This window comes from Bradyrhizobium algeriense (genome assembly GCF_003062295.1).
GTDB classification, from domain to species: domain Bacteria; phylum Pseudomonadota; class Alphaproteobacteria; order Rhizobiales; family Xanthobacteraceae; genus Bradyrhizobium; species Bradyrhizobium algeriense.
Genome location: NZ_PYCN01000025.1, coordinates 24,946 through 38,072, shown reverse-complemented (window position 1 = coordinate 38,072; position 13,127 = coordinate 24,946). Strand labels below are relative to the sequence as shown.

General features: G+C 61.4%; 10 protein-coding genes and 2 pseudogenes. 9 read left to right on the top strand and 3 right to left on the bottom strand.

The genetic code is table 11. The annotated features are described in order from the left end of the window. Window positions 1-633 precede the first annotated feature (633 nt). The 8 genes and pseudogenes from C7G61_RS32315 (at window position 634) to C7G61_RS32275 (ending at window position 8,475) form a co-directional block, all read left to right on the top strand. Window positions 634-1,468: pseudogene (locus C7G61_RS32315) on the top strand (SDR family NAD(P)-dependent oxidoreductase). Window positions 1,469-1,699: 231 nt separating this feature from the next. Then, window positions 1,700-3,520: a nif-specific transcriptional activator NifA gene (gene nifA / locus C7G61_RS32310; protein ID WP_108521570.1), complete on the top strand. Its 1,821-nt coding sequence runs from the start codon at window positions 1,700-1,702 to the stop codon at window positions 3,518-3,520. A gap of 757 nt (window positions 3,521-4,277) precedes the next feature. After that, a complete protein-coding gene (locus C7G61_RS32300) occupies window positions 4,278-5,120 on the top strand; it encodes an electron transfer flavoprotein subunit beta/FixA family protein (protein WP_108521566.1) in 843 nt (280 codons plus the stop codon). Between the two features lie 376 nt (window positions 5,121-5,496). Further along, window positions 5,497-5,832 (top strand): heme-degrading protein HmuQ, encoded by a 336-nt coding sequence (gene hmuQ, locus C7G61_RS45000; RefSeq protein ID WP_190242059.1) that lies wholly within the window; start codon window positions 5,497-5,499, stop codon window positions 5,830-5,832. Window positions 5,833-5,845: 13 nt separating this feature from the next. Next, the gene (gene hutX, locus C7G61_RS32290; protein ID WP_108521562.1) at window positions 5,846-6,364 is read left to right on the top strand and encodes a heme utilization cystosolic carrier protein HutX; all 519 of its coding nucleotides are present in this window, start codon (window positions 5,846-5,848) and stop codon (window positions 6,362-6,364) included. A gap of 54 nt (window positions 6,365-6,418) precedes the next feature. After that, the gene (gene exbB / locus C7G61_RS32285; RefSeq protein ID WP_190242067.1) at window positions 6,419-7,180 is read left to right on the top strand and encodes a tonB-system energizer ExbB; all 762 of its coding nucleotides are present in this window, start codon (window positions 6,419-6,421) and stop codon (window positions 7,178-7,180) included. Window positions 7,181-7,196: 16 nt separating this feature from the next. Then, entirely contained in the window at window positions 7,197-7,640 is a 444-nt protein-coding gene (gene exbD, locus C7G61_RS32280) for a TonB system transport protein ExbD (RefSeq protein WP_108521560.1), read from the top strand. Between the two features lie 4 nt (window positions 7,641-7,644). Further along, entirely contained in the window at window positions 7,645-8,475 is an 831-nt protein-coding gene (locus C7G61_RS32275) for an energy transducer TonB family protein (protein WP_108521558.1), read from the top strand. A gap of 4 nt (window positions 8,476-8,479) precedes the next feature. On the opposite strand, the gene C7G61_RS32270 is transcribed toward C7G61_RS32275, so the two are convergent. From C7G61_RS32270 to C7G61_RS47555, 3 genes and pseudogenes are all read right to left on the bottom strand, one after another. Beyond that, on the bottom strand, window positions 8,480-9,322 hold the full coding sequence (locus tag C7G61_RS32270; protein ID WP_420836808.1) for a carbohydrate ABC transporter permease: 843 nt from the start codon (window positions 9,320-9,322) through the stop codon (window positions 8,480-8,482). Between the two features lie 61 nt (window positions 9,323-9,383). Then, window positions 9,384-10,247, bottom strand: coding sequence for a carbohydrate ABC transporter permease (locus C7G61_RS32265; protein WP_108521554.1), 864 nt, complete (start codon window positions 10,245-10,247; stop codon window positions 9,384-9,386). Between the two features lie 73 nt (window positions 10,248-10,320). After that, window positions 10,321-10,947: pseudogene (locus tag C7G61_RS47555) on the bottom strand (class I SAM-dependent methyltransferase); the annotation flags it as partial. Between the two features lie 1,382 nt (window positions 10,948-12,329). Here C7G61_RS47555 and C7G61_RS44995 point away from each other — a divergent pair. Continuing rightward, window positions 12,330-13,016, top strand: a complete 687-nt coding sequence (locus C7G61_RS44995; protein WP_190242058.1) for a hypothetical protein — start codon at window positions 12,330-12,332, stop codon at window positions 13,014-13,016. Window positions 13,017-13,127: the final 111 nt, after the last annotated feature.

Sequence of the window (13,127 nt, the reverse complement as noted above, 5' to 3'; positions counted from 1 at the left end):
GGCCGTCGCCGCGGTCGATTGCGCGATCGAGATGAGAAACTGTGCCTGCCTGGCAGCTCCGCCGCCGCAGCAGCAAGCCGAGCTAGCCGACCGTGAGCCATCGCCACGCTCAAGAAGACTGCGATGGCGATAGGCCGCCGAGAAACGCCTGCAGGGGAGAGCTTGCTACCACCTGTCGTGAGACCCAGTTCGATCACGAAATGATGAATTGGAATGACGTGGCCGGTAGAGGAGGGGCGGATTGCTCAACAGCAATACCTCATTCCAGCGCATCGAAGGGTGTGAGAGCGAACTAAGCGAATTCGCCGGCGGTTCTGATATGCGCAGCAATTTAGCTGACGGACCTTGCCCGACCGCATTGAAAATATTTTTCGATAAACCAGCGCGCATTAGGGCCATGGAGCAAGAGCGGAGCCAAATGGGGGTGGCGCGCACGTTATGCGAGACTCGAAAAGCGGCTTGTGCACCAGCGTTTGCTACTGTCCGAAAGCAAACGCGCATGATGTGTGGAACCCGACAAGCTGTTGCGAACGCGACATTGGGCCGCAAAAACGTGCGAGCGTTCCTCTGCATCGCACTGGCCCAAATCCTGCACCGCGTTCACGGTCGAGGGCAAGGGAATGGGAGGCGCGTTTGAGTCTCGATCTGAGAAATGACGAAGCGGTCGCCGGTCCACCGTCCGCGACCGACGTGGGCTGTCCGTTTCACACCGATGGAGGCCGCATCCAGCAGGGAGAACAGAAGACGTTGGTGCTAACCGGCGCGTCGCGCGGCATTGGTCACGCCACCGGAAAGCTGTTTTCGGAAGCGGGCTGGCGCATCATTTCTTGCGCGCGCCGACCGTTCGATGGCGGGCGCTGCCCGTGGGAGTCAGGGGCCGACAACCATGTCCAGGTCGACCTCAGCAATCATCGGATGCTGGCGCGCCATCGCCGAGGTCAAGGAGCGCCTCGCGGGCGCGCCATTGCACGCATTGATCAACAATGCCGGCATTTCACCGAAGATGCCGAATGGCGCACGACTGACGGCGTTGACGACGTCAGTCGAGACCTGGATGAGGGTATTCCACCTCAATCTGGTGGCGCCGATCCTGCTCGCGCAAGGCCTGTTTGACGAGCTGAAAGCAGCGACCGGATCAATTGTCAACGTGACCTCAATCGCAGGCTCGCGGGTGCACCCGTTTGCCAGCTCTGCCTATGCGACATCAAAAGCTGCGCTCGCATGTCTCACGCGCGAGATGGCGCACGACTATGCACCGCATGGCATTCGCGTGAATGCGATCGCCCCCGGCGAGATCAAGACAGACATTTTGTCGCCGAACACGGAAGCGCGCCTTGTACCAAATATTCCGCTGCGCCGAGTTGGCACACCCGAAGAAGTCGCGAAGGTCATCTTCTTCCTTTGCTCGGATGCGGCAAGTTATGTCACAGGCACCGAGGTGCCGATCAATGGTGGCCAACACCTGTGATAGACTGCACCGGCAACAAACAAATCGCAGCTGATTTGATCTACATCAATGGAATTCGTGTTCCCACGGAATGGAAGCGACAAGTGCGGAAGAGCAGAGAATAGTAAGCTAGTCAAAGCACTGTAAGTTTACCGTCATGCCGCGCTCAACGCGCTGTAAGTTGTACCATCGAGCCATAATAAGAAGTTATCTTTTGCGTCATCCTAAAATGGCGGCGAGATCGAGGATGACATGCAACACAATATTCGCAAATCCGAACAGGAGGACAGGGAGGATGGTCATAACAACGGAGACGTCGTCATGCTGCATATCCCTTCCGTACGCGAAAGGCCTAACTCAAACTCCGAGACGGACGACGCGGTCTGTGATGTGCCGTTGTACGAGAGTGCGATTATCGGGATCTTCGAAATATCGAAAGTACTCACCGCCCCCTGCCGGCTGGAAGTCACGCTGGCCAACGTCGTCGATCTTCTGCAATCGTTTGTGCAGATGCGGCACGGCATCGTCTCTCTGTTCCACGATGATGGCGTGCCGGACATTACCGTGGGCGCCGGCTGGAGCGAAGGCAGCGACGAGCGCTACCGGATGCGCCTGCCGCAGAAGGCAATCGACGAGATCGTGGCGTCGGACAAGCCGCTCGTCGCCGAAAACGTAGCAGTGCATCCGGCCTTTAGTGCTGCGGACAAGGAGGTGCTCGGGGCCTCCGACGACATGCGAGTGTCGTTCATCGGTGTTCCCATTCGCATCGATGCGAATGTCGTGGGCACGCTGACGATCGACCGCATCCTGGACAACGCGTCGAGCGCCCAGCTCGATTATGACGTGCGGCTGCTCACAATGATTGCCAACCTAGTGGGGCAGACAGTGAAGCTGCATCGCCTGTTCGCGTGTGACCGCGAGCGATTGATGGCGGAGAAGGACCGGCTGCAAAAGGAATTGTCCGAGCTCAAGCAGCCTGCGCGGGAGCGCAAGAAGGTTCATGTCGAGGGGATTATTGGCGACAGCCCGGCGCTGCGCAAGCTGCTTGAGAAGATCGCGGTCGTAGCCAAATCAAACAGCACGATGCTGTTGCGCGGCGAGTCCGGTACCGGAAAGGAGCTGGTCGCCAAGGCCATTCACGAGCGGTCGGCGCGCGCCAAGCGGCCCTTCATAAAACTCAATTGCGCGGCGCTGACTGAGACGGTACTGGAATCCGAATTGTTCGGTCATGAGAAGGGTGCCTTTACCGGCGCGTTCAGTACGCGCAAGGGTCGCTTCGAGCTCGCCGACAAGGGGACGCTATTTCTGGACGAGATCGGCGAGATCTCGGCCTCGTTCCAGGCAAAGCTACTGCGCGTGCTGCAGGAGCAGGAATTCGAGCGCGTCGGCGGCAACCAGACCATTAAGGTCGATGTTCGCGTGATTGCCGCGACGAATAAGAACCTGGAAGAGGCGGTGGCAAGGAACGAGTTCCGCGCCGACCTCTATTATCGCATCAACGTGGTTCCCTTGCTGCTGCCGCCGTTGCGCGAAAGGCGCGGTGATATCCCGCTCCTCGCCACCAAGTTTCTCAGTAATTTCAACAGCGAGAACGGCCGTACGCTCACCTTCGATACGAGTGCGATTGAAGTACTGATGAACTGCGGTTTTCCCGGAAATGTCCGCGAGCTTGAGAATTGCGTGCAGCGGACCGCAACTCTGGCACCGGGACCATCGATCGTGAGAGACGACTTTGCCTGCTGCCACGGCCAGTGCCTTTCCGCGATGCTGTGGAAGAGCGGATCGGACGAGACGCCCCTGCAGCAGGGGCCGATCGTACCAGTGCCCGCCAAGCCGGCCACATCGCCGGCCGAGGCTACATCGGTCCCGCCTTTCGGCAGCGAGCTGGCTCCGCTAGCGCCAGTCGGCGCAGCCCTCGTAGGTGGTGCGAAGATGACAGATCACGAGCGTGTCATCGCGGCCATGGAAAGATCCGGCTGGGTGCAGGCGAAGGCGGCGCGCCTGCTTGGACTTACGCCGCGCCAGATTGGCTACGCCCTGAGGAAATATGGCATCGAGATCAAGCGCTTCTGAAAGGAGTGTCGGGATATGTCGGGGCCGTGACCATCGCTGTTGGGGCGAATAGCTGGAAACAGACATAGAGGCTTGGTTGGTTTGGCGCGGACTTGGACCCGATCACGATCGGATGCGACCCCCGCGTCGGCCCGATTTTGTCATCCTCGAGATCAGCCCGCGCGACCACCGGCGGTCCCATGCCCGCAACGGTCGTGCGGACGCGGCGCTGTCATCGCGAATTCGTTGGCCGTGTCGCCATCGACCATTAGCTCACGCCGGATATAGTCAGCGAGACCATCGGGTGTTCGACCTCGTTCAATTTGCCCGGCGTCATATGCAGCGACCGCTGCGCGATGCGGGCCTGCGCGCGAAGGGACCGCCGTGTGCCAAGCGGTCGCAGGCGCCGCAAGCTTATTGCGGCGCTGGTCTTGCTCCTAGCGATGCGAAGCATCGTACAGTGCAAGTCGGCTCAGGGCTTACGCTCTCTCGTGAGCGCAGCGGCCGCTGCGGAGACTCGGGATCCCGTATGGATCGACTCGAGCAAAGCGCATCCCGTTTTGAGCCGCTCTCCTTGATCCAGATCAACGACAAATCACGCCGCGCGAACCGAGCTGTCGTAGTCAGGACGAATGTCGCAATTCCGCCGGCGAACGTCAGGCTACAGTGACATGACGCTTCCCAAAGGCCATTGTATTGCTGCCTGATTTTGAAATTCGCGCAATGGTACGACACTTGCTGTTCTCTTCGCCAGCCGTTGCAACGTCTGGAGAAGCACATGCACAACGTCGTCTGCATCAAGCAGGTTCCCGACTCCGCGCAGATCCGCGTGCACCCCGTGACCAACACGATCATGCGTCAGGGCGTGCCGACCATCATTAATCCATACGACCTCTTCGCGCTCGAGGCCGCGTTGGAGCTGCGCGATAAGTTCGGCGGCGAGATCACCGTCCTTACAATGGGGCCGTCATCAGCCGAGGACTCATTACGCAGAGCGCTGACCTTTGGCGCCGATCGCGCCGTACTGCTCACCGACCGCTGCTTTGCGGGCGCCGATACGTTGGCAACGACTTACGCGCTGGCGACCGCCATCCGCAAAATCGGCAAGGAATATGGCCCGCCGGACCTCATCTTCACCGGTAAGCAGACCATCGACGGCGACACCGCGCAGGTTGGGCCCGGCGTCGCGAAGCGGCTCGGTGTGCTGCAGCTTACCTACGTCGCAAAGATCAGGGCCCTGGATCTCACCGCACGCACAATTGAAACGGAACGGCGCTCCGAAGGTGGCGTCCAGGTCCTTCGCACCAGGCTGCCGTGTCTCATCACCATGCTGGAGGCAACCAATCAGATTCGCCGCGGCGCCATGGCCGATGCATTGCGTGCCGCCCGGGCGCCGATCGTGAAATGGAGTGCGCAGGAGGCCGGTGTCGAGGACATCTCCAAATGCGGTCTCAAGGGCTCGCCGACCGTCGTCAAGCGTGTCTTCGCGCCGTCCGCGCGCGCTGAGAAGGCGGTGCTGGTAGAGGCCGCCGAGCAGCCGGCGCAAGCATTGATCGACGCCATCTTCAACCACCAGCCCAAGCTTGAAACCGACCTTGCGGCGCTAGCCCGCGATGCCTGATCTGAAGGGTCTTGGCGATGAGCGATGTGATAAGAGCTCCCGCGTTGCCTGCGCAACGGCGCGCCGCCAAGAAGGCGCTGCCTGGGCATTCGCTGACAAGCATGTCTGGGTAGTCATCGAACAGGAGCGCGGGCAGGTGCATCCAATCTCCTGGAAGCTGATGGGCGCGGGCCGCAAGCTCGCCGAGAAGCGGAAGGCTGATCTCGCGCCGGTCGTGATCGGTCCGGAGGGCGAGGCGGCACGCAGCGCCAGACCATCGCCTCTAACCGTACCGGGCCGCGCTGATGCTCCAGCGCGGCTTCGGTGCATCCATGTTTCCAACCCACTCAAACGGTACGCCAGGCACACCCCAGCACCCCAGCAAGGAGATTTTGAAATGTTTATCGCAATGAACCGGTTCCAGGTGAAGATTGACTCTGAAGCGGCCTTCGAGACGGTCTGGCGCACGCGCGAATCCTATCTCAGCAGCATGGCCGGCTTCGTCGAGTTTCACCTGCTCAAGGGCCCCGTCGCCGAGGACCACACGCTGTATTCCTCGCATACGGCCTGGGTCGACAAGGCCGCCTTCGAAGCCTGGACCAAATCAGACGAGTTCCGCCGGGCGCACGCCCGCGCCGACAACAAGACCGGCGAAAGCCTCTATCTCGGCCATCCCAAATTTGAAGGATTCGACGTGATCCTGAGCGAGCGCAAATCCAGCGCCGCCGCGTGACGGGGAGGGTGCGATGTTGAGCGCGCAGCTTGCCGAACTCAAGGCGCATATGGCGGATAATCCGGGCGCGGTGATCGAGGACGTGGCGCGGGAGCGCAAGGTCACGCCGCGCGCCGTGCTTGAGGCGCTGCCCGACACGATGGTGCGTTTCGGTCCCGGCGCTGAATTCGCTGCAGCGATGAACGATGTCGCGCAATGGGGCGAGGTGACGCTGATCGTGCATACCGACGATGCGATCTTCGAATTCACCGGCGGCGTGCCGGCGGGCGAGGTCGGCCGCGGCTATTTCAACCTGATGCAGCCCCCGAAGGGGCTGCACGGCCATCTTCGGCACGAGCGCTGCGCGGCGATTGCCTTTATCGAGCGGCCCTTCATGGGCAAATCGTCGGCCTTCATCGCCTTCATCAATGTCGACGGCGGCATCATGTTCAAGGTGTTCGTCGGCCGTGATGAGACGCGCGCGCTGCGGGCCGACCAGTTGCAACGCTTTCACACGTTGGCCGAAAGGATCGCGCCCGCCTGCGCGGCGTAGCCGATCCGTATGTCAGCCCGGGAGACGATCATGCAGCGAAAAATGCTGGACGTTATGATCCGTTGCAGTGGCGCGGCCGCCATGGCCGCCTTGCCGGGTACGGCGCTGGCCGCTACCGACGTTGCGCTGCTGCCGCGCAACCTGTCGCCCTGGAACATGTTCGTGAATGCCGACATCGTGGTGCAGGCGGTCATGGTGGGCTTAGCCTTCGCCTCGCTGGTGACGTGGACGATCTGGCTTGCCAAGACCGTTGAAGTCCGCCGCAAGACGGCGACTGCCAGGCGGCGGCTGAGCATGCTGGAAACCGACACCGTGCTGGCCAAGGCCGAGCAGGAAAGCCGCGGCGGCAATGATGCAGTGGCGCAGATCATCCAGTCCGCCGCGCGCGAGGCCTCTCTCTCCGGCGGCCATTTTGACGACGGCCTCAAGGAGCGGGCGGCGCTGCGGCTGGAGCGGGTCGAAGCGGCGATGTCGCGGCAGATCGCGCGCGGCACCGGCGTGCTCGCGACCATCGGCGCCACCGCGCCGTTCGTCGGCCTGTTCGGAACGGTCTGGGGCATCATGAATTCGTTCATCGGCATTTCCGAGGCCCACACCACCAATCTCGCGGTCGTCGCGCCCGGTATCGCCGAGGCGTTGCTCGCGACGGCGCTCGGTCTCGTCGCGGCGATCCCGGCGGTCGTGATCTACAACCATCTCACCCGCACCATCGCGGCCCATCGCGCGCTGCTCGGCGACGCCTCGGCGATGGTGCTGCTCCTGATCAGCTGCGAAGGCGACCGCGGCTCGTTCCGCCTCGCGCGCGCCGCCGAGTAACGACGGAGTGTGAGCGATGGGCGCGAAGCTCGGTCAGGCAATCGGCGGACGGACGCGCGGCGGCAGCGACGATCTTGTCGAGGCCCACGAGATCAACGTCACGCCGTTCATCGACGTGATGCTGGTGCTCCTGATCATCTTCATGGTCGCCGCCCCGCTCGCTACCGTCGATCTCGGTGTCAATCTTCCAGCCAGTGCCGTTGAGCCATCGCCGCGGCCGGACAAGCCGGTATTCGTCACCGTGAAGCCGGATCTGTCGGTTGCGGTCGGCGAGGATGTCATCGCGCGCGATACGCTGACCGCCACTATCGACGCCGCCACCAAGGGCGACAAGAACGAACGCATCTATCTGCGCGCCGACAAGGCCGTCAGCTATGGCGACCTGATGGAGGTGATGAACCTGTTGCGCAACGCCGGCTATCTCAAGATCGCGCTGGTCGGCCTCGACGGCCGGAGCTAGCGCCGTGAACGCGTTCGCGCTCCACGATGTTTCCGACCAAGCGGGTGTCCGGCGATGGGGAGCATCGGCGTTTGCGATTGCTGCCGCGCACGCGGCTCTGATTAGTTTGGCGTTGAACTGGTACACCCAGCGGCCGGTGCCCGGCGTCTCGCTGCCGGCGATCATGGTCGACATGGCGCCGGCTTCCTCCGCGCCGCAACCGACGCAAATGGATCTCGCGCCGGGCCCCGTAATGCAGCAGGCCGATGCCTCGCCGCCGGAGCCCGCGGCTGCGGAAGCCGTGCAGGAACAGATCCCGCCGACGCCGCCGCAGGAGACGCCCGAAGTCGTAGCCCCGCCGGAGCAGAAGACCGAGCCGACCCTGCCGAAGCCGGAGCCGGTCAAGGCCGAGCCTGAGAAAAAACCGTCGCCAGTAAAACCGAAAGTGGTTCGCCCGGATGCGAAGAAGCCAACCGATGCGCCGCCTGCGCCGCGCACCACGGCCTCGCCCAAGGCCGAGCGCCAGGCGCCGGCGGCGTCCGCCGCCAACGCCGGCGCGTCCGCAGCGGCGCTTGCCTCCTACCGGCAGATGGTCGCCGCCCATCTGCAGCGCTTCAAGCAATACCCGCCCGCCGCCAAGACCGCGGGCCAGCAGGGCACCGCGCGGATCAGCTTCACGCTCAGCCGAAGCGGTGGGGTGCTTTCCGTCGGCCTCGGCGGCTCGTCGGGCCATTCGGCGCTGGATGCCGAGACGCTGGCGATGGTGTGCCGCGCCCAGCCGTTTCCCGCATTCCCCGCGGACGTGAAGCAATCCTCGATGCCGTTCAGCGCGCCGGTGGCGTTCTATATCCGCTAGAGCCTTATTCCTTCACCGCGCCCGTCAGCGACGACACGTAGTAATCGACGAACAGCGAGTAAAACAGCGCGACCGGCAGCGAGCCGAGCAGCGAGCCCGCCATCAGCGCGCCCCACTGGTAGACGTCGCCGGTGACGAGCTCGGTCAGGATCGCGACCGGCACCGTCTTGTTGGCGCCGCTCTGGATGAAGGCGAGCGCGTAGATGAACTCGTTCCATGACAGCGTGAAGGAGAAGATGCCGGCCGAGATCAGGCCGGGCACCGCAAGCGGCAGCGTGATCCGCCGCAGGATCTGCAGCCGTGTGGCGCCGTCGAACAGCGCGCATTCCTCGAGCTCATACGGGATCGACTTGAAATAGCCGATCAGGAGCCAGGTGCAGAATGGCACCAGGAAGGTCGGATACACCAGGATCAGCGCCATCGGCGAGTCGAACAGGCCGAACTGCACGATCACGGTGGCCAGCGGAATGAACAGGATCGAGGGCGGCACCAGATAAGCGAGGTAGATACCGAGGCCCACATAGGGGCTGCCGCGGAAGCGCAGGCGCTCGATCGCGTAAGCCGCGAGCGTCGAGGCAAACAGCGACAGGAAAGTTGAACCGATCGCCACGAACATCGTGGTCTTCAGCCAGGTCGGATAGGCGGTATTGAACAGCAGATGCTTGATATGGGCGAGCGTCGGCGAGGAGATCCAGAACGGATTGTGCTCCTTGTAGTTCAATAGCTCCGCGTTCGGTTTGAACGAGGTGATCGCCATCCAATAGAACGGGAACAGCAGGATCAGCACGAAACACGACAGCGGCAAATAGATCATCATCACCCGCCGCGCGCGGGAATCCCACGCCATCGTGTCGGGTGTGGCGCTGGCGACGTTGGTGGATTGGGCCAATACTTGAACGTTTTGGGCGTCAGTCATTGGCTTCTCCCTGCTGCCATTTGCGGCGCGCGAGGCCGAAGTAGCTGAACAATGTCGCGAACACGAGGAACGGGATCATCGACACCGCGATCGCTGCGCCCTCGCCGAGCTCGCCGCCGGCGATGCCGCGCTGAAAGGCGAGCGTCGCGAGCAGATGCGTGGAGTTGACCGGCCCGCCGCGCGTGATGGCGTAGACGAGCTGGAAGTCGGTGAAGGTGAAGATGATCGAGAACGTCATCACGATGGCGAGGATCGGCATCATCATCGGGAAGGTGATGTAGCGGAAGCGCTGCCAGGCGCTGGCGCCGTCCAGCATCGCCGCCTCATAGAGCGAGGGCGAAATGGTCTGCAGGCCCGCCAGCAGTGAGATCGCCACGAACGGGATGCCGCGCCAGATGTTGGCCGCGATCAGCGAGAACCGCGCGTTCCAGGGATTGCCGAGGAAATCGATGTTGGTGGAGCGGATATGCAGCACGTCGACCAGCAGATAGGAAATGATCGAGAACTGCGGATCGTAGATCCACCAGAAAGCCAGCGCCGACAGCACCGTCGGCACGATCCACGGCAACAGCACGATGGCGCGGAGCAGGCTCTTGAGCGGGAAGTGGTTGTTGAGCAGCAGCGCCAGCCAGAAGCCGAGCGCGAATTTCCCGAAAGTCGCGATCGCGGTGTAGAACACGCTGTAGAACACCGCGCCCCACCACAGGGGATCGGTCCACAGATACTGGAAATTCTCCAAGCCGATATAGATACCGCGCTGGCCGATCGTGGTGTCGGTGAAGGCGAGCCAGACGCCGAGGCCCAGCGGATAGGTGAGGAATACCGCGAGCAGCCCGATCGCGGGCGCCAGGCACATCACGATCAGTGAATTCCTTTCCTACGCCGACGAAAGCGGCGCATTCTGGGGCATCCAGTTCCAACGATCGGAGGCCGGCTTGCCCTAACGCCCGCTCCAAAGAAGCAGCGGACCAATACGATGCGAAGACGCTGCCCTGCTTTCCGTTTTTGCAGAGTCGTATCCTTACACCTCCACCATCGACATATGGTTTCTGAAGATCATCGGCGCTGAGCCTGAGGCCATAGCGTTCGTAATAGTTCCGACGTGGATCGTAAGATGGGTGAATCGCCAGTGTCAGCAAGCGCCAGCCAGGACGTAACAGACCGACCATGTTGGCGCACATATCTTGCAGCTCAGGTCCGCTGCTAGCGTATTGCAGCACATGCACGGCAAGAACCAGGTCGAATTGACCTATCAAATCGGGGCTGAGACGAGTGACGAAGGAGATGCCCGGAAACTCCTTCTCCGCCCGACGCCGCGCGTAGTTGAGCATGCCTTTCGTCGGATCGTACCCTACAACCCGGCCCGCGCCGCGTTGCTTTAGCCAGCGGGAATACATCCCCGTGCCGCACCCGAAGTCGAGGACTGAGAGACCCTCAACATCACCAATAGCCAGTAATACGCTTGGAATTTCGATCTCTTTTCGAAAGGGCCAGTGAACGGTGTCTTCATATAGAGTGGCAAGTTCATTGAATTGGCCCGCATTGTTTTTGGACATGAGGACACCTCTCTTTTCCTTACTTATACGGTATATTGGCGCGAACCTTGCGCATGAGCGTGGTCTCGGGATTTGGGAGTTCACAAGGAAGTGGGCGCTTGCAGGGCGTGAACGCCAAAAGCGCAATCCAGGAGCGCTCGTTGCAACGCGCGAGAAAGGTCCGCACGATGATCAACATGTAGCGCTCGCATTTCAGCTGCTCCTGTACGTGCCAAGAGTATTGAGCAAATCAACTCGACGAGGGTGGCCATCCCAGGTCGACTGCAGCGCAACCTTGTCGAGCTCCGTCAGCGCAAACCCATCTTGATGTCGCGGCGTCTCTGCCGCCCTCCGACAAGAACCAAAGCCGCTCCTGGGCAAACGCCACGCGGGCACCCAGCGACGGACGGGCGAAGCCTGAATTGGCGGACGATCACTCAAGCGTGCGGCGTCTATGGCATCGATTCGAATCAATCGAGCAAGTTTCATCTGAACTCCGGGCTCGGTGCCTCCGAGACTGCGATGGACGTAATCGATCCTGCCCGTCTCCCAGCAATCGGCGTGCCGCAAAAGACATTGTGCGAGCCTTGCTTGAAAAAGGGCATAACCAGGTGCTTCGCGGCGCGCTGGAGGAAGAGTTGCATTCTACTGTCGGGTTCCGCTCATCATCGTCTCCAACCGGACGCGGCTGAATACGACAAGGCCAGCCTCAACTGACTACGGTCCGCTCACGCGCCGAATTCAGATCGTTCCTTGAGGATAAATGTGCCCTATGGCCACCTACCTAAGCGCACAGTATCGGAGCATCACCTGGTGTGATGCGGCTCGCGGCACGCGATCCAATGATGCTGTCGTTGGCCGCCGACGCTGCCGTGCTCCAGCGGCCGTCTCGAGGCCATGTGCCAATAGATGCCGATCCGGTACGAACGCGTCTGCTGATCACTGCAGCTCATGGCGAGACATGTCGTTCCTACGCCAAAACAGGGAAAGCGGAGTTGCAACGAGTCAATAGGATCGGGGGTCGTGACGCCTGCGAATTCGCCAGGCCAAACTTTCTGTTGAACACAACTACAGATAGCAGCGAGATTATTAGTCCAACTTTGACTGCCATGGCTCAGGCTCCGGTGCGCAGACTATGTCCGATCCGCGCAACAGCTGCGGCTTCCTTGCATGTCATCACAGCAATCGGGGTGCCGGTCGCGAGAATTGGTGCGAGCCTTGCTTGACGTGAGCAAAAGGACCTGCGTCCGGACGACGGGGCGCTGGAATGAGAGTGCCACTTTGTCAGGTTTCCGACTTGGCGTCTCCAACCGGACACGGACCGAACGACAACATGGAGAGAGAAATGAAGGTGACCCCACCGACCTACCTCGCACGGCTGTTGGCGCTGGCAGGAGGCTGAAATGGAAATCCCTGCCTTGCTCCGGGGTGATCGCAGGCAAGCGCGGCTTTTTGCACGGGAAGGGCCGGTGTGCAAGCAAGCCCCCGCGTGTCGTACCACCGCCGCATTGGACAAATGCCGATCACTCGCTCAGATCGCGCCTGACAGCAATGCCCGACGAGAGCACCTGAAGCTGGCTCAGATATACAAGGCTATCGGGTGGGCCGCTCAGCGCTTGCAGGGGCTGCGCTACACGCAGGAGCGGCGGGCTTGTAACAGCTGGCTGACGCTCTCTCCTACATTAGCGCCCCGTCGAGGCTCCTGGGCGGAGAAGGAAGTGACCGCTAGAGCCGGAAAAGGACACAAGTCAACGCTTCAGAATTGTGAGGCGATGTCATTTTTCTTTCTGCCCCAGCAGTTTTCCAGTCTTGCGACTTATGAAGTGCAACTGCGAACAAGCAGGGCAGACAAGGCCTTGAAATTCTCGTTCCGTCGCCTCGGCATCAGCATCGAGCCACTTCTGAACCGTCATGTTGGTGATCGGGCAGGCGAAAGTGAAGGCGCGCATATCTTCCCTTTGGTATTGAGTGCTGGTCAGGCGCAAAAAGCGAAAGCCCGTGTGCTTGACCTCGCAACCACAATAGCGCAGGTGCGGGCCCAGGCACTCGCTCCAACCCACACTACGAAATCATCGTGGAATTGGCTTTGATCTCGCGCAAGCGAACCGACCCCGGTAGGAACTACAGCTCACAATCGAGAAACCAATGAGCACGCCTGCGAGACGACGGAATCATTTGGAGCAAGAAAATCCACACATCCG

Excerpts from the sequence above, each read along its gene's own strand:
- hmuQ (WP_190242059.1), top strand. The coding sequence starts at position 5,497 with ATGTTTATCGCAATGAACCGGTTCCAGGTGAAGATTGACTCTGAAGCG.
- exbB (WP_190242067.1), top strand. The coding sequence starts at position 6,419 with ATGATCCGTTGCAGTGGCGCGGCCGCCATGGCCGCCTTGCCGGGTACG.
- hutX (WP_108521562.1), top strand. The coding sequence starts at position 5,846 with ATGTTGAGCGCGCAGCTTGCCGAACTCAAGGCGCATATGGCGGATAAT.
- C7G61_RS32265 (WP_108521554.1), bottom strand. The coding sequence starts at position 10,247 with ATGTGCCTGGCGCCCGCGATCGGGCTGCTCGCGGTATTCCTCACCTAT.
- C7G61_RS32300 (WP_108521566.1), top strand. The coding sequence starts at position 4,278 with ATGCACAACGTCGTCTGCATCAAGCAGGTTCCCGACTCCGCGCAGATC.
- C7G61_RS44995 (WP_190242058.1), top strand. The coding sequence starts at position 12,330 with ATGGAAATCCCTGCCTTGCTCCGGGGTGATCGCAGGCAAGCGCGGCTT.
- nifA (WP_108521570.1), top strand. The coding sequence starts at position 1,700 with ATGCAACACAATATTCGCAAATCCGAACAGGAGGACAGGGAGGATGGT.
- exbD (WP_108521560.1), top strand. The coding sequence starts at position 7,197 with ATGGGCGCGAAGCTCGGTCAGGCAATCGGCGGACGGACGCGCGGCGGC.
- C7G61_RS32270 (WP_420836808.1), bottom strand. The coding sequence starts at position 9,322 with ATGGCGTGGGATTCCCGCGCGCGGCGGGTGATGATGATCTATTTGCCG.